Genomic DNA, 16028 nt, shown 5'->3' on the forward strand with positions numbered 1-16028 from the left:
GGTGCGGCCGAACTCCTCGTGGGTGAAGCGGTGCAGGTACGTGCGGCCCAGTCGGCGGTCGCGCAGCAGCGCGGACACGTCGGCGTGATGCGGGACGAGCCACTGGTCGGTCGGCTCGAAACGGTGCACCCGGCCGGCGGCCCGATCCGGGCGGGAGCCGGGCGAGGCCAGGCAGGAGCCGACCCGGTGCGGGCAGGAGCCGGCCAGGTCCGGGCGGTGGCCGGCCGGGCGCGGACGGGAGCCAGCCGGGCGCGGACGGGAGCCGGTCAGGTCCGGGCGGGTGGTCGGCGGGTGCCGGGTCCGGTTAGCGTCCGACCATGCACCCGTCCTTCCCTTCCGCGGCCGATGCCCGCTTCGACCCCTGGTCCCCGGCCTTCGTCGCCGACCCGTACCCCGCCTACGCCGCTCTGCGGGCCGCCGGCCGGGTGCACCGTTTCGAGCCGACCGACCAGTGGCTCGTCCCGCATCACGCCGACGTGTCCGCGCTGCTGCGCGACCGCCGACTGGGCCGCACGTACCTGCACCGCTTCACCCACGAGGAGTTCGGCCGCACCCCGCCGCCCGCCGAGCACGAGCCGTTCCACACCCTCAACGGGCAGGGGCTCCTCGACCTGGAGGCCCCCGACCACACCCGCATCCGGCGCCTGGTCTCCAAGGCGTTCACACCGCGCACGGTCGAACAGCTCGTCCCGACCGTGCGGCGACTGGCCGCCGAACTGGTCGACTCCTTCGTCGAGGCGGGCGGCGGCGACCTGCTCACGGCCGTCGCCGAACCGCTGCCCGTGGCCGTCATCGCCGAGATGCTCGGCATCCCGGAGTCCGACCGGGCCCCGCTGCGGCCCTGGTCCGCGGCGATCTGCGGCATGTTCGAACTGAACCCGTCCGACGAGACCGCACGGGCCGCCGTCCGTGCCTCGCTCGACTTCTCCGCGTACCTGCGCGAGCTGATCGAGGAGCGGCGCAGGAACCCCGGTACGGACCTGATCTCCGCGCTCATCGCCGCCCACGACGAGGGGGAGCGGCTGAGCGAGCAGGAGATGATCTCCACCTGTGTGCTTCTGCTGAACGCCGGTCACGAGGCGACCGTCAACACCACGGTGAACGGCTGGTGGACGCTGCTGCGCCACCCCGAGCAGCTGGCCGCCCTGCGCGCCGACCACGGGCTGCTGCCGACGGCGATCGAGGAGCTGATGCGGTACGACACCCCGCTGCAGATGTTCGAGCGCTGGGTCCTCGACGACATCGAGATCGACGGCACGGTCATTCCGCGCGGCTCGGAGGTCGCCCTGCTCTTCGGCTCCGCGAACCGTGACCCGGCCCGCTTCACCGATCCGGACACCCTGGACCTGGCCCGGCGTGACAACCCGCACATCACCTTCGGAGCGGGCATCCACTTCTGCCTGGGAGCCCCGCTGGCCCGCGTCGAACTCGCCGCCTCCTTCGGCGAACTGCTGCGCCGCGCCCCGGACATGCGGCTGGTGGCCGAACCGGAGTGGAACCCGGGCTACGTGATCAGGGGCCTGAAGGAACTCCGCGTGGAGCTGTGACGGGGCGAAGGGCCGGTCATCTGGTCATCGCGTTCGGCGGCCCTTCGCCCCTCCCGGAGCCTTGCCCCTTCTGGCGCTTTGCTCTTCCCGGAGCCCTGCCCCGCCCGGGCTCCTTGCTCCGTCCCCTACGGCTCAGCACCCCGGGCCGCAGCTCAGGGGCGGACCTTCCAGTACGTCGAACACCACTCCGAAACCGGCGAGTGCGGCAAGAACCACCGCCGCTCCGAGTGCCTGCCGCCACTTGCGCCGGGCGAGGGCGAAGAGGGTGATCCCGGCCGCGACGCCGCCGAGTGTCATGACCGGGAGCCCGAACCAGAGCACGTTCCACTCCGACGTGCCCTCGAAGCCGCCGAAGATGCCGTGCCGTCCGTAGGGGGCCCAGGCGAGCATCCCGGCGGCCCCGCCCGCGGCGGCGGCCACGCACCCGACGACCCCACGGATGGCTTCGTTCCGGTTCTCCGCGCGGCTTTGGCTCTCCATGGAGGAGGGGACGCGACCGATCCGCAGGAAGGTTCCCACCACGGCCCGTCCGGAGCCCCGCCCCGGCTCAGCTCAGCACGTCGCGTCGTCTCAGCGCGCCCAGGCCCGCCCCGGTCAGCACCACCGCGACGGCGGTGAGCGCGAACACCGGGCCCCACTCCATTCCCGTGCCCCCCGGCAGTTTGGGCAGGTGCGTGAACGGCGACACGTTCATCACCGCCTGCGGAACATCGATGGCCGGGCCGAGCCACCCCAGCGCCAGACAGACCCCGGCCACCCCCCAGGCCGCCGCTGCCGCCTTCGGGAGCACCCCGTACAGCAGGACCGTCACCCCGCCCAGCAGCCAGATCGCCGGGAGCTGGACCAGTGCCGCGCCCAGCACGGCCGGGAGGTCGTGTCCGTAACCGGCGGCCAGGCCGAGGCCGCCGACCACCATGAGCAGGGCAGCGCCGCCGAACGCGATGACCAGATGACCGGCCGCCCACCCGATCCGGCCCACCCCGGCCGCCAGCACCGGTTCGGCGCGGCCGGTGGTCTCCTCGCCGTGCGGTCTCAGCGCCGACGCGACGACGTACAGCGCCGCGACCATCCCCAGCATCGAGACCATCGCGGCGAGGAACGCGTCGGTCAGACCGGCCTGGCCGCCCATCCGCTCGAAGATCTCCCTCGTCTTCTCGTTGTCCCCGACGAGATCGGCCGCCCCGCCGGTCAGCCCGCCGAAGACGACCCCGACCGCGGCGAAGGCCAGCGTCCACCCGATCAGCGCACCGCGCTGGAGCCGCAGCGCGAGGCCGAACGCCGTGGAGATCCGGCCCTCCGCGGGCCCCGGCCGGGTCGCCAGGAAGCTCATGCCGACGTCCCGCCGCCCGGTCAGGGCGTACGCGACGGCGGCCTGGACCGCGATCGCCGCCGCGACGGCGAGCAGCACCCACCAGCGTTCGTCCGCGTAGGCGCGCACGTTCTCCGCCCAGCCGATGGGGGAGAGCCAGGTCAGCACCGACGAACCGTCGTCCGTCGCCGAGTCGCCCGCCGCCTTCAGCACGAACGCGGCACCGATCACCGCGGCCGTGAGCCCCTTCGCGAGCCGGGCGCTCTCGGTGAACTGCGCGGCGATCGCGGCGGTGCAGGCGAACAGCATCCCGACCCCGGCGACCGCCAGGGCCAGCGCCACCGCCCCCGCGCCGCCCGCACCGGACCCGGCCATGCCCGCCACGATCACCAGCGCCAGCGCCGCGTCGGCGATCACCGCGGCGAGGAGCGCGGCGGTCAGCGGGGCGAGGCGCCCCACCATCGCCGAGGAGAGCATCTCCTGGCGGCCGGTCTCCTCCTCCTCACGGGTGTGCCGGACGACGACGATCAGATTCATCACGGCCGCCAGCGCGGCGCCGAAGGCGACCATCCGCCAGCTGACGAGCCCGCCGACGGAGTCGTCGAAGACCGGTCCGTACATCGCCCGGAGCGAGCTGTTGCCGTTCATCGACGCGGCGAGCTCGGCACGTCGGCCGGCGGTGTCGTACAGCGAGGCGAGGGACTTCCCGACGGACGAGAAGGAACCGCCGAGCACGAGCACCCAGATCGGCATGATGATCCGGTCGCGGCGCAGGGCGAGCCGCAGCAGCGTCCCCGTGCCGGCGAGCCGCCCGCTCCCGGACCGGGTCCGGCGCCGGGCGTCGGCCGGGGAGGTCATGGTCACGGCAGTCATCGCGCCGCCACCCCCGCGCCCTCGTCGCCGCGGGCCGGGTCGGCCGTCGCGTAGTGACGCAGGAACAGCTCCTCCAGCGTGGGCGGGGTGCTGGTCAGCGTCCGCACCCCCGACGCGGAGAGCGATCTGAGGACGGCGTCCAGCTTGTCCGTGTCGACCTGGAGCGTGACCCGCAGGCCCTGGACGTCGAGGTCGTGGACACCGGGCAGCTGCGCGAGCCCGTTCGGCGCGCCGGCCAGCTCGGCGCTGATGTTCGTGCGCGTCAGATGGCGCATGTCCGCCAGCGAACCCGACTCCACCGTCCGCCCCTGCCGGATGATGCTCACCCGGTCGCAGAGCGATTCGACCTCGCTGAGGATGTGGCTGGACAGCAGGACCGTCCGCCCGCGCGCCCGCTCCTCGGCGACGCAGTCCTGGAAGACCTCCTCCATCAGCGGATCGAGGCCGCTGGTCGGCTCGTCCAGGATCAGCAGGTCCACGTCGGAGGCGAACGCGGCGACGAGGGCGACCTTCTGCCGGTTCCCCTTGGAGTACGTCCGCCCCTTCTTGGTCGGGTCCAGCTCGAACCGGTCGACGAGGTCGGCGCGCCGGGTCCGGTCGAGACCGCCGCGCAGCCGCCCGTACAGGTCGATGACCTCGCCCCCGGAGAGGTTGCGCCACAGCGTGACGTCACCCGGGACGTACGCCACTCTCCGGTGCAGCTCGACCGCGTCGGCCCACGGGTCGCGGCCGAGGAGCCGAGCGGCGCCCGAGTCCGCCCGCAGCAGGCCCAGCAGCACCCGGATGGTGGTGGACTTCCCCGATCCGTTGGGCCCGAGGAAGCCGTGGACCTCACCGGTCTCGACCGTGAGGTCGAGGCCGTCCAACGCATGTGTCCGACCGAACGACTTGTGCAGTCCGGCCACCGTGATTGCCTTCTCCATGTTTTGAACGTACGCTACTTTCACAAATTTGTGAAGTTAAGGAAGCGTATAAAGTTGGGGGCGCGGCGGAGGCCGGGAAAACAGGGGAGACGATCGGACGATGACCAGCGAAACCGAGCAGGACGTGCGCTCCGGGCGTGACGCGGAGGCCGTGTCGCGGTTCGTGGAGCGGTTCGCGTCCGAGATGACCGAGGCCGGGATGCAGCGGATGGCGGCCCGGGTGTTCGCCGCGCTCCTCGCGGACGACGACGGCTCCATGACCTCCGCCGAGCTGGCCATGGCGCTGCAGATCAGCCCGGCGGCCGTGTCCGGCGCGATCAACTACCTCACGCAGGTCAGCATGGTCGGCCGGGAGCGCGAGCCGGGCTCGCGCCGCGACCGCTACCGGCTGCACGACGAGGTCTGGTACACCACCTTCGCCAACCGCGACCGGGTGCTGACCCGCTGGGAGAGCACCCTCAAGGAAGGCGTCCGCACCCTGGGCGAGGACACCCCGGCCGGGGCCCGCCTCGCCGAGACGGTGGCGTTCTTCGAGTTCCTGCAGGCGGAGCTGGTCGGAATGATGGATCGCTGGCGCGAGCACCGCAAGACGCTCGGCCTTCCGGCCCGCGACAGCCTCCCCCAGGGCTGACCCCGAGCCCGATTCCGAGCCCGATTCCGAGCCGAGCCCGATTCCGAGCCGAGCCCGATTCCGAGCCGAGCCCGATTCCGAGCCGAGCCCGATTCCGAGCCGAGCCCGATTCCGAGCCGAGCCCGATTCCGAGCCGAGCCCGATTCCGAGCCGAGCCCGATTCCGAGCGCAAGGGCAAGCTGATCGAGGACTACCGGTCGCGAGGGGGTGGCTCAGTGCTCGGGGCCGAGCCGGTGAAGCGTGGCGAGGACGTCGTCGAGCCAGGTGAGCGTCATCCGCTCGTACGCGATGCCGCCGCGCAGCACGACGTGCTGGAGCTCCCGCCCCGCGTCGAGCGGACCGGCACCGGACGGGGTCGTGCCGGACGGATCGGGCCCGGACGGATCGGTGCCCGACGGGCCGGTGCCCGACGGGGCGGTGCCCGACGGGGCGGTGTCGGGGGAAGCCGGGTCGGGCGCCCGCACTCCCGTGAAGTCGCGTTCCTCGCCAGCGAGGTAGTGGGCGAGCCGCTCGGCGTGCACCTGCCGGTACCGCCGCACCTCGCGGATCAGCGCGGCCGGGTCGTCGAAGGCCGATCCCCTGATCTTCACGGCGAGGTCGTGCCGGACGCTCTCGGGTTCGATCGGCTCGTGCAGCCACTGCGAGAGGGCGGCCCGCCCGGGGGCGGCGACGGAGTACTCCTTCTTGTCCGGACGGCCCTCCTGCGGCACCTCCCGGACCTCGACCCAGCCGTCGCCCTCCATGCGCTTGAGCACGCGGTAGATCTGCTGGTGGGTGGCGGTCCAGAAGTACCCGATGGACCGCTCGAACCGCCGGGACAGCTCATAGCCGGAGCCGGGCTTCTCCAGCAGGGACACCAGGATCGCGTGTTCGATCGCCATGCCCCGATCTTTCTATGCAACTCGTTGCATGGACAAGTCGGGCCGCCCGGGTGAGACGCGACTCACCCGGGCGACGGAACCCGCGCCCTCGCCGGTCACATGGCCCGCTCGACGCTCCACACCGGCAGCCGCTCGAAGAAGGCGACCGCCTCCTCGCGCCACCGGGGCCGCCAGCCGGCGGCCACCCGGGACGCCTGCTCCGCGTGGCGCCGCATGTCCGCCCGCATCCGGGCCGCCGCCCCGCTGCGCTCGCCGATCTCCCGTACGGCGGCGATGGTCTCCGGCGTGCAGGACCGGTCGCCGAGCGCGGCCTCCACCAGGTCCCGGTCGGCGCCGTCGGTGGCGGACAGCAGGGCGCCGACGGTGTAGCTGCGCCGGCCGTCCCGGATGTCGGTGCCGGTCGGCTTGCCCATGACGGCCGCGTCCCCGAACAGGTCCAGGTAGTCGTCGCGCATCTGCCCGCTGATCCCGACCAGCCGCGCGTAGCCGCGCAGTTCCTCGTCGAAGCGCTCCGGCCGCTCCCCCGCCGCCAGGAGCCCGAGCTGGAGGGGGGCGAGCAGGGAGTAGCGGGCGGTCTTGTAGTCGGCCACGCCGTGCAGGACGTCCTCGTCGGGGACGGTGGTGATGAAGTCGCGTTCCAGGTCGACGATCTGGCCCACGAAGGTGTCGGCCGCCGCCCGCGTCTGCACCTCGACCATGGCCTGGCGTACCGGTACGGGCAGTTCGGCCTCCAGGAGCACCCGCAGGCACAGGGCCAGGGCCAGGTCGCCCGCGAGCACGGTCAGGCCGATCGCCGCCTGCGGGTGCCCGGGGAACCGCTCGCGGTAGGCGTAGTAGGTGGAGGGGCCGTCCCGGCGGGTGGGGCTGTCGTCGATGAGGTCGTCGTGCACCAGGCCGTGGGTCTGCAGCAGTTCGATGCTCAGCGCGGCGGCGTCCAGCCCCGCGACCGGTTCGGGGGTCACCAGCCGGGCCGCCTCGTGGAGCAGGACCACCCGCATCCGCTTGCCGCCGCGCAGGGACAGGTCCCGCAGCAGCCGGACGCACTCCGGCGTGAAGCGGCTGAACGACGGCGCGTCGAGCCGGGTGCCCAACGTGTCGAAGTACTCCTCGAAGAGCGCGGTGAAACGGCGCTCGTGTCCGGCGGCGCGCTTCAGTACCTCGCCGAAGCCGGCGGTGTCGGTCATGACGGGTGTTCTCCTGCGTGAGGGGCGGGTGACGTGCGCGCGGACGCGCGGGAGTGCCGTACGACGGCGCGTGCGTCGGGGACGCGATTGTCTCAGGAGGCGCACCGGGCGGCGGCCGGGGACGGGAGCGGGAACCCGCGGCGGGAGGCGGGGCGCGATCGATCAGGAACGAAGAAGCGTCCCCGCCGCCCGGCCCGTAGCGTGAGGCACATGGACACCGACCTCCCGCAGCACCGCACCGCCGTCGGCGGCCGCGCAGCGGCACCCGCCCGGCGCCGCGGACCGTGAGTCCCGGTTCACGAACCGGAGGCCGCGCACCGGGTGTTACCCTGCCGCGACCCCGCCGGGCGCGAGGCGGACGGGCCGCCCGGCCGCGAGCACGACGCACCGCGGCCGTCGCCCGGTCCGGCCCCCGGGGCGCGCCGCACGACCGGGCCACGGGCCCCGCCCCGGCCCGCCCCGCCGATCACACGGAAGACCACCCGCCGCCGCGCCCGAACCGGCGCGGAGGAGCGGGACGCACCGCCCGGAACCGCTCGGGCCGTACGAACACCCACGGGACCGCGAGGGCGGTCCCGCGACGGATGGAGACACGATGAGCACGGCCACGAGGACGGACACCCCGTCGCCCGCGTCGCACGCCGCCGACAGCCATGAGGTGATCCGCGTGCACGGCGCGCGCGAGAACAACCTCAAGGACGTCAGCATCGAGATCCCCAAGCGCCGGCTGACGGTGTTCACCGGCGTCTCCGGCTCGGGCAAGAGCTCGCTGGTGTTCGACACGATCGCCGCGGAGTCGCAACGGCTGATCAACGAGACCTACAGCGCCTTCGTGCAGGGCTTCATGCCGACGCCGGACCGGCCCGACGTCGACGTGCTCGAAGGGCTGACCACCGCGATCATCGTCGACCAGCAGCGGATGGGTGCCGATCCGCGTTCCACGGTCGGCACCGCCACCGACGCCAACGCGATGCTGCGCATCCTCTTCAGCCGACTCGCGCAGCCGCACATCGGCCCGCCCGGCGCGTACGCCTTCAACGTCCCCTCGGTCCGGGCGAGCGGTGCGATCACCGTCGAGCGCGGCGCCAAGAAGGCGGTGAAGGCGACCTTCAGCCGCACCGGCGGCATGTGCACGCGCTGCGAGGGCCGGGGCTCGGTCTCCGACATCGACCTCACCCAGCTCTACGACGACTCCAAGTCGCTCTCCGAGGGCGCGTTCACCATCCCCGGCTGGAAGTCGGAGAGCTTCTGGACCGTGCGGGTCTACGCCGAGTCGGGCTTCCTCGACCCGGACAAGCCGATCCGCGAGTTCACCGAGCAGGAGATGCGGGACTTCCTCCACCGGGAGCCGACCAAGGTGAAGGTCGAGGGCGTGAACCTCACCTACGAGGGGCTCATCCCCAAGATCCAGAAGTCGTTCCTGTCCAAGGACAGGGAGGCGATGCAGCCGCACATCCGGGAGTTCGTGGACCGGGCGGTCACCTTCACCACCTGCCCCGAGTGCGACGGGACCCGGCTCGGCGAGGGGGCCCGGTCCTCCCGGATCGGCGCGATCTCCATCGCCGACGCGTGCGCGATGGAGATCCGCGACCTGGCCGAATGGGTCCGCGGGCTGGACGAGCCGTCGGTGGCGCCGCTGCTCGCGACGCTGCGGCAGACCCTCGACTCGTTCGTGGAGATCGGGCTGGGCTACCTCTCGCTCGACCGGTCCGCGGGCACGCTGTCGGGCGGCGAGGCGCAGCGCGTCAAGATGATCCGCCACCTCGGATCCCCGCTCACCGACATCACCTACGTCTTCGACGAGCCCACCGCGGGGCTGCACCCCCATGACATCCAGCGGATGAACAACCTGCTGCTGCGGCTGCGGGACAAGGGCAACACGGTACTGGTGGTGGAGCACAAGCCGGAGACGATCGCGATCGCCGACCACGTGGTCGACCTCGGGCCGGGTGCCGGTACGGAGGGCGGCACCATCTGCTTCGAGGGCACCGTCGAGGGACTGCGGACCGGCGGCACCCGCACGGGCCGCCACTTCGACGACCGCGCCCGCCTCAAGGAGAAGGTGCGGACGTCCACCGGCGCGCTCGAAATCCGCGGCGCGACGGCGCACAACCTCCAGGACGTCGACGTCGACATCCCGCTCGGGGTGCTGTGCGTCGTCACCGGTGTCGCGGGCTCCGGGAAGAGTTCCCTCGTGCACGGGTCGATCCCGGCCGGTGCGGGTGTGGTGTCGATCGACCAGAGTCCGATCCGCGGCTCCCGGCGGAGCAACCCGGCGACGTACACCGGGCTGCTCGACCCGGTCCGCAAGGCATTCGCGAAGGCCAACGGCGTCAAGCCGGCCCTGTTCAGCGCCAATTCCGAGGGGGCCTGTCTCAACTGCAAGGGCGCCGGGGTCATCTACACCGACCTGGCGATGATGGCCGGCGTCGCCACCACCTGCGAGGAGTGCGAGGGGAGGCGGTTCCAGGCATCGGTGCTGGAGTACCGCCTGGGCGGCCGGGACATCAGCGAGGTGCTCGCCATGTCCGTGACCGAGGCCGAGGAGTTCCTCGGCACCGGTGAGGCCCGCATCCCGGCGGCGCACAAGATCCTGGAACGCCTCGTGGACGTCGGCCTGGGCTACCTCGGTCTGGGTCAGCCGCTCACCACCCTGTCCGGCGGCGAGCGGCAGCGGCTCAAGCTGGCCACGCACATGTCCGAGAAGGGTGGTGTCTACGTCCTCGACGAGCCGACCACGGGGCTGCACCTCGCCGATGTCGAGCAGCTGCTCGGCCTGCTCGACCGGCTCGTCGACTCCGGCAAGTCGGTGGTCGTCGTCGAGCACCACCAGGCGGTCATGGCGCACGCCGACTGGATCGTCGACCTCGGCCCCGGCGCGGGTCACGACGGCGGCCGGATCGTCTTCGAGGGGACCCCCGCGGACCTGGTCGCCGCGCGCTCCACCCTCACCGGCGAGCACCTCGCGGCCTACGTGGGCGGCTGAACCGGCACCGGCCGCCCGGAACGGGTCCGGGCGGCCGGTACGAGCGGTCGGGGCCGGGGTCCGCCGTCCGGGCCGGACGGCGGACCCCGGGATTCACCGCTGTCCGGTGGGTTCGAACCAGGTGGGTTCGTCCGCCAGCGACTTCTTGATCCGGAAGAGCGCGAACTCGTTCAGCGGGGGCAGCGCGTCCACCTCGAACCAGCCCACCTCCAGCGACTCGTCGTCGTTGACCCGCGCCTGCCCGCCCGTCGCCCGGCAGCGGAAGGTGACGTCCAGGTACTGGCAGCGGTCGCCGTTGGCGTACTGCACCGGTTCCAGGGCCTGGGTGAGCACCACCCGTTCCGCCACGCAGTGCACGGCGGTCTCCTCGTACACCTCGCGCTCCGCCGTCGCCGCCGGCTGTTCGCCCGGCTCGCAGATGCCGCCGATGACCGACCACTTGCCGGTGTCGGCACGGCGGCCGAGGAGCACTCTGCCCTCGTCGTCGAAGACGACGGCGGTGACGCCCGGCAGCAGGAGCAGCTGCCGGCCCGCGGTGGCGCGGATCTCGCGGATGAACTCAGGAATGGCCATGGGGCGACCCTACGCGGTGCGAAGGGTCGCTCACCTGCTGCGGCGCTGCCGCACCGCGCGGAGGGCGACCAGGCCGAGCCCGGCCGCGGCGATCAGCACGAGGACGCCCTCGGGCAGCGCGCCCATCCGGGTCGCGGGCGTCTGCGAGGACCGCAGCGGCACCTCGTCCACGAGCGCGTCCGGGGTGAACAGCTTCGTCTGCTCGACGACCTCCCCGTCCGGGCGGATGATCGCGCTGACCCCGCTGGTGACGGGGACGACGACGGACCTGCTGTGCTCGACCGCCCGCACCCGGGACATGGCCAGCTGCTGGTAGGTCATCTCGCTGCGGCCGAAGGTGGCGTTGTTGCTGGGTACGGCGATCAGCTGCCCGCCGTGCGTGACCGTGTCGCGGACGGCGTCGTCGAACGCGGCCTCGTAGCAGGTCACGAGCCCCACCCGGGTGCCCGCCAGGTCGAAGACGCCGACCTTCTTGCCGGGCCCGAAGTCGCGCCGCACCCGGTCCACGTCCGAGCTGAAGACACGCGCGACGGACCGCATCGGCATGTACTCGCCGAACGGCTGGATGTGGCGCTTGTCGTACGTGTCGACCGGGCCGCGCCGCGGGTCCCACTCGATGAGGGTGTTGCGCAGCTTGGCGGTGTCGGACTCGGGTTCGAGCACCGCGCCGATCACGGTGGGCGCGCCGATCGCCCGCACCGCTTCGTCGATCAGGATCCGGGCGTCGGCGTTGCGGTAGGGGTCGAGGTCGGAGGAGTTCTCCGGCCACAGGACGAGGTCCGGCTGCGGGACCTTGCCGGCCTTCACGTCCCGGGCCAGCTGCTCCGTACGGTTCACGTGGTTGTCCAGGACCGCGCGGCGCTGGGCGTTGAAGTCGAGTCCGAGCCGGGGCACGTTGCCCTGGATCGCGGCGACGGTCGCGGTGCCGTCCTCGGCCGAGTCGTCGACGAGCGGCAGCGCGGCGAAGGCGGAGGCGACGGGGACGACGACGCTCACGGCCGCGGCCGCGACGGCCGTCCGGGACACCTGCCCGGTGCCGCGACGGGCCAGGAACTGGCGCGCCGCCTCGCAGAGCCCGAAGCCGCACAGCACCACCGCGAAGGAGAGCAGCGGTGTGCCGCCGACCGCCGCGAGCGGCAGGAACACACCGTCCGCCTGCCCGAACGCGATCTTCCCCCAGGGGAAGCCGCCGAACGGCACCCGGGCCCGGACCGCCTCGTCGAGCGCCCAGACCGCGGCGGCCCACACCGGCCACCAGGACAGCCGGGAGACGGCGGCGATCCCGGCGCAGCCGGCCGCGATGAACAGCGCCTCCGCCGCGGCGAGCGCCAGCCACGGCACCGGACCGACCTCCTCGCCCGTCCAGTGCAGCAGCGGCAGCATGAAGCCCAGCCCGGCGAGCAGGCCGAGTCCGAAGCCGGCGCGGAGCCGGCGCCCGTGCAGCACCCAGCCGAGCAGGGCGAACCCGGGCAGGACCAGCCACCACAGGGGGCGCGGGGGAAAGCTCAGGTACAGCAGTACGCCCGAGAGCACGGCGGCGGCGGGCCGCAGTACGAGACGTGACTTCCGGGACGCGGGCGCAGGCACCGGCTGCGGGGCGTCGACTGGGGTGATGGTGGCGCTCACCAGGCGGAGTCTACGGTGGGCGGCTGTGGGTCCGGCAGCCCCCGCCCGCCCGGGGCGGTCCGCTCCGCCGGGCCGTTCCGGCACTCACCCGGGCGCCGGGGCCCCGTCCGGAGCGGGTGCGGGTCCGCGGTGGTTCAGGCCCCGGCCGCCGCGCCGCTCGCCGGCAGGTGCAGGCGTTCACGGATGAAGCGCACGCCCGCCTCCGCGTCGTCGACCGTGATCGTGAACGTCCGGCCGTCCCCGAGGCGGAGCACCAGCCCCTCGCCCCTGCGGACGACCACGGCGGTGCCCTGTTCGGGGCGCCAGCGGTAGCCCCAGCCGCCCCATTGGCGCGGGGTGACCCGGGGCACGAACTCCGCGCCCACCACGTGGGTGAGCAGGATCCGGCGGCGCGGCAGGCCCATGTGGCCGCAGCGCACCTCCAGGGCGTCGCCGTCGATCCGGACGGCCACGTTCACGAAGGCGAGCGTTCCGAACAGCATGAGCAGTCCGGCGGCGACGCAGCCGACCACGGACATCAGCAGGGGAACGATTCCCGAGGCCCAGTTCGAGCTGACGGCCAGCTGGACGCCCAACGCCAGACAGGCCGCGCCCGCGACCGCGAACACCCACTGGGCCCGGTTGGTGGCCCGGCCGGTCCAGACGTCGGAGCGGGATTCGGTTCCGGTGTGCGGGGGTGTACGGAGGTGATCCCTCATGCCAAGCAGCGTACTCAGGATTCCGCACGCCGGGAGGTGGGAGCGACGGCCCCAAAGGGGTCAGCGGGCGGGGCTGACGGCCCCCAGCAGACGCCCCTCGGCGTAGGCCAGGGCGGCTTCCGGCAGGTCGGTGGAGCGTCCGCTGAGGAGCACGGTGAGACCGGTGGAGGGTTCGGCCGACGGAGCGGGTCCGGCACCGATCCGGCGCAACGCCTGGGCGGCGACCGCGTCGGCCGAGCCGTGCAGCTCGACGGGCGGCAGGCCGGGCCGGTGCACGGCGGCGCGGATGCGCTCGGCGACCAGTTCGTAGTGGGTGCAGCCCAGGACGACGGCCCGCACGTCGCGGGGGGTGAGCGCGGCGGCCGCGGCGACGGTCCGGTCGATCGCGGCCTCGTCCGCGTTCTGCACGGCGTCGGCGAGACCGGGGCAGGGAACCTCGGTGACCTCGACGGACCGGGCGAATTCGCGGATGAGTCCGTGCTGGTACGGGCTGCCGGTGGTGGCGGGCGTGGCCCAGATCGCGACGGGGCCGCCACCCGCCACGGACGGCTTGATCGCGGGGACCGTGCCGATGACCGGCAGCTCGGGTTCGAGCGCGGCGCGCAGCGCCGGCAGGGCGTGGACGGAGGCCGTGTTGCAGGCGACGATCAGCGCGTCCGGCCGGTGGGCGGCGGCGGCCCGGGCCACGTCGAGCGCGTGGGCGGCCACGTACTCGGGCGTACGGGGGCCCCAGGGCATGCCGTCCGGGTCGGAGGAGAGCACCAGATCCGCGTCGGGCCTCAGTCGGCGTATCGCGGCGGCCGCTGCGAGCAGGCCGATTCCGGAGTCCATGAGCGCGATCTTCACCCGGTCACCATAGTCGACCGCCCTTGCGGTTTTGTCCGGGTGGGGCAGACTGCGGCGAATGAGCGCCGTTGCCTGGATCGCCGTGGGTTCGCTGACCGCGTGGGTGTGGCTGCTGCTGGGCCAGGGGTTCTTCTGGCGGACCGACCAGCGGCTGCCCCGTCGGGGGGTTCCCGACCACTGGCCGTCGGTCGCGGTCGTGGTCCCCGCGCGTGACGAGGCCGACATGCTGCCGGTGAGCCTGCCGTCGTTGCTGGCGCAGGACTACCCCGGCCGGGCCGAGGTCTTCCTCGTGGACGACTGCAGCGAGGACGGCACCGGGGACGTCGCCCGCGCGCTGTCCGTGCGGTACGGGGGGCTGCCGGTGACGGTGGTGTCGCCCGGTGAGCCGGAGCCCGGCTGGACGGGCAAGCTGTGGGCCGTGCGGCACGGCATCGAGCTGGCCCGGGCCCGGGATCCGGAGTACCTGCTGCTGACGGACGCGGACATCGCGCACGAGCCGGACAGCCTGCGGGAGCTGGTCGCCGCGGCCGTGACGGGCGAGTACGACCTGGTCTCGCAGATGGCCCGGCTGCGGGTGTCGAGCGTCTGGGAGCGGCTGGTCGTGCCCGCCTTCGTGTACTTCTTCTCGCAGCTCTACCCGTTCCGGTGGGTGAACCGGGCCGGGGCGCGGACGGCCGCGGCGGCCGGTGGCTGTGTGCTGCTGCGGACCGGGGCGGCGGAGCGGGCGCGGATTCCGGAGTCGATCCGGCAGGCGGTGATCGACGACGTGTCGCTGGCGCGCGCGGTGCGGCGCGGCGGCGGGCGGATCTGGCTGGGGCTCGCCGAGCGGGTGGACAGCGTGCGGCCGTACCCGCGGCTCGCGGACCTGTGGCGGATGGTGTCGCGGAGCGCGTACGCGCAGCTGCGGCACAGCACGGCGCTGCTCCTGGGGACGGTGCTGGGGCTCGCGCTGGTCTATCTCGCGCCGCCGGTGACGCTCGTCGCGGGGCTGCTGGGCGACGACCCGGTGGCCGCGTGGGCGGGCGGCGGCGCGTGGGCGGTGATGACCGGGACGTACCTGCCGATGCTGGCCCACTACCGGCAGTCGCCCTGGTGGGCGCCGCTGCTGCCGTTCACCGCCGCGCTGTACCTGCTGATGACGGTCGATTCGGCGGTGCAGCACCACCGGGGCCGGGGCGCGGCCTGGAAGGGGCGTACCTACGCCCGTCCCGAGGCCGCGCCCGACCGGTGAGCGCAGGGGGCATCGGCCGGGAGCCGCAGGGCCGGCCGGGCCTTCGGGGGGTCATTTACGGCCGGGCGTCCAGTTCATGCCCCACCCGTAGGCGTAGTCGATGGTGCGCTGCGGGCTCACTCCCCGCTCGGGGACGAGGTAGCGGGCCTCGCGCTGCACCGTGAGGTCCCCTCCGTCGTTGGTGAGGAGCGCGAGGGCGCAGACGGTGGACGGGACGGTGCATTCGTCGAGCGAGAAGTCGATCGGTGCGCCGTGCTGGGGCTGGAGGGTGACGGTGGCGTGGAGGTCGGCGAAGCTCCGGGCGCCCTCGTAGATCGTGACGAAGATCAGGACGCGCCTGAGCTCGCTCTTGTGGTCGAGGTTGACCGTGAGGTTCTCACCGGTGGCCACGGCGCCGGTGCGGTCGTCCCCGTCGAGATGGATGTAGGGGGGGTGCTGGAGCGCGCCGAACGCGTTCCCCAGCGCCTGTACGACTCCCTTGCGCCCGTCGGTGAGTTCGTAGAGGGCGCAGAGATCGAGGTCGAGGTCCGAGTGCTGGGCGACGGCCCGGCCGAGCTTGCTTCCCCAGCCCTTGAACTGTTTGCGCACTTCCCAGTTGAGATTCACCCGGAGCGCTCCCGAGGTGCCGCCCTGCTTGGCGAGGGAGACCGAGGGGGCGTCCTTGGTGAGGGTCACCTTGGTCAGCCGGACGGGTGCGGGTGCGGGCGGTGCCGCCGGCGG

General features: G+C 73.1%; 13 protein-coding genes and 1 pseudogene. 4 read left to right on the plus strand and 10 right to left on the minus strand.

All coding sequences use genetic code 11. The annotated features are described in order from the left end of the window. The first annotated feature begins 317 nt into the window (after positions 1-317). Positions 318-1547: a cytochrome P450 gene (locus EAO76_RS00055; RefSeq protein ID WP_148831880.1), complete on the plus strand. Its 1230-nt coding sequence runs from the start codon at positions 318-320 to the stop codon at positions 1545-1547. Between the two features lie 132 nt (positions 1548-1679). On the opposite strand, the gene EAO76_RS00060 is transcribed toward EAO76_RS00055, so the two are convergent. From EAO76_RS00060 to EAO76_RS00070, 3 genes are read right to left on the minus strand one after another with little or no spacing between them, the layout of a single operon-like run. Then, on the minus strand, positions 1680-2069 hold the full coding sequence (locus EAO76_RS00060; protein WP_262375184.1) for a hypothetical protein: 390 nt from the start codon (positions 2067-2069) through the stop codon (positions 1680-1682). A gap of 25 nt (positions 2070-2094) precedes the next feature. After that, positions 2095-3729 carry an ABC transporter permease gene (locus EAO76_RS00065; protein ID WP_148831882.1) on the minus strand — a complete coding sequence of 545 codons (1635 nt, stop codon included), beginning with the start codon at positions 3727-3729 and terminating at the stop codon, positions 2095-2097. Continuing rightward, the gene (locus tag EAO76_RS00070) at positions 3726-4652 is read right to left on the minus strand and encodes an ABC transporter ATP-binding protein (RefSeq protein WP_148831885.1); all 927 of its coding nucleotides are present in this window, start codon (positions 4650-4652) and stop codon (positions 3726-3728) included. Before EAO76_RS00070 ends, EAO76_RS00065 begins: the two co-directional genes overlap by 4 nt. A gap of 100 nt (positions 4653-4752) precedes the next feature. On the opposite strand from EAO76_RS00070, the gene EAO76_RS00075 reads away from it, so the two are divergent. Beyond that, positions 4753-5283, plus strand: a complete 531-nt coding sequence (locus tag EAO76_RS00075; RefSeq protein ID WP_148831888.1) for a GbsR/MarR family transcriptional regulator — start codon at positions 4753-4755, stop codon at positions 5281-5283. 212 nt (positions 5284-5495) lie between these two features. Here the strand turns inward: EAO76_RS00075 and EAO76_RS00080 are convergent, their stop codons facing one another. Together EAO76_RS00080 and EAO76_RS00085 are read right to left on the minus strand one after the other, a co-directional pair. Then, entirely contained in the window at positions 5496-6164 is a 669-nt protein-coding gene (locus EAO76_RS00080) for a PadR family transcriptional regulator (protein ID WP_148831891.1), read from the minus strand. Between the two features lie 95 nt (positions 6165-6259). Further along, on the minus strand, positions 6260-7348 hold the full coding sequence (locus EAO76_RS00085; protein WP_148831894.1) for a polyprenyl synthetase family protein: 1089 nt from the start codon (positions 7346-7348) through the stop codon (positions 6260-6262). Positions 7349-7943: 595 nt separating this feature from the next. Here EAO76_RS00085 and EAO76_RS00090 point away from each other — a divergent pair. Next, positions 7944-10334, plus strand: a complete 2391-nt coding sequence (locus tag EAO76_RS00090; RefSeq protein ID WP_148831896.1) for an excinuclease ABC subunit UvrA — start codon at positions 7944-7946, stop codon at positions 10332-10334. A gap of 93 nt (positions 10335-10427) precedes the next feature. Here the strand turns inward: EAO76_RS00090 and EAO76_RS00095 are convergent, their stop codons facing one another. From EAO76_RS00095 to EAO76_RS00110, 4 genes are all read right to left on the minus strand, one after another. Continuing rightward, complete coding sequence (locus tag EAO76_RS00095; protein ID WP_148831899.1) at positions 10428-10907, minus strand: NUDIX domain-containing protein; 480 nt, start codon at positions 10905-10907, stop codon at positions 10428-10430. A 30-nt stretch (positions 10908-10937) separates the two neighbouring features. Beyond that, the gene (lnt, locus tag EAO76_RS00100) at positions 10938-12533 is read right to left on the minus strand and encodes an apolipoprotein N-acyltransferase (protein ID WP_148831902.1); all 1596 of its coding nucleotides are present in this window, start codon (positions 12531-12533) and stop codon (positions 10938-10940) included. A 134-nt stretch (positions 12534-12667) separates the two neighbouring features. Next, on the minus strand, positions 12668-13231 hold the full coding sequence (locus EAO76_RS00105) for a hypothetical protein (RefSeq protein ID WP_148831904.1): 564 nt from the start codon (positions 13229-13231) through the stop codon (positions 12668-12670). Between the two features lie 60 nt (positions 13232-13291). Continuing rightward, positions 13292-14077, minus strand: a complete 786-nt coding sequence (locus EAO76_RS00110; protein WP_262375185.1) for a glutamate racemase — start codon at positions 14075-14077, stop codon at positions 13292-13294. Positions 14078-14135: 58 nt separating this feature from the next. On the opposite strand from EAO76_RS00110, the gene EAO76_RS00115 reads away from it, so the two are divergent. Continuing rightward, the gene (locus EAO76_RS00115) at positions 14136-15308 is read left to right on the plus strand and encodes a glycosyltransferase (RefSeq protein ID WP_148831907.1); all 1173 of its coding nucleotides are present in this window, start codon (positions 14136-14138) and stop codon (positions 15306-15308) included. 51 nt (positions 15309-15359) lie between these two features. Here EAO76_RS00115 and EAO76_RS00120 read toward each other — a convergent pair. Then, positions 15360-16028: pseudogene (locus EAO76_RS00120) on the minus strand (Tellurium resistance); the annotation flags it as partial.

Source organism: Streptomyces sp. sk2.1, assembly GCF_008120935.1.
Classification (GTDB): domain Bacteria; phylum Actinomycetota; class Actinomycetes; order Streptomycetales; family Streptomycetaceae; genus Streptomyces.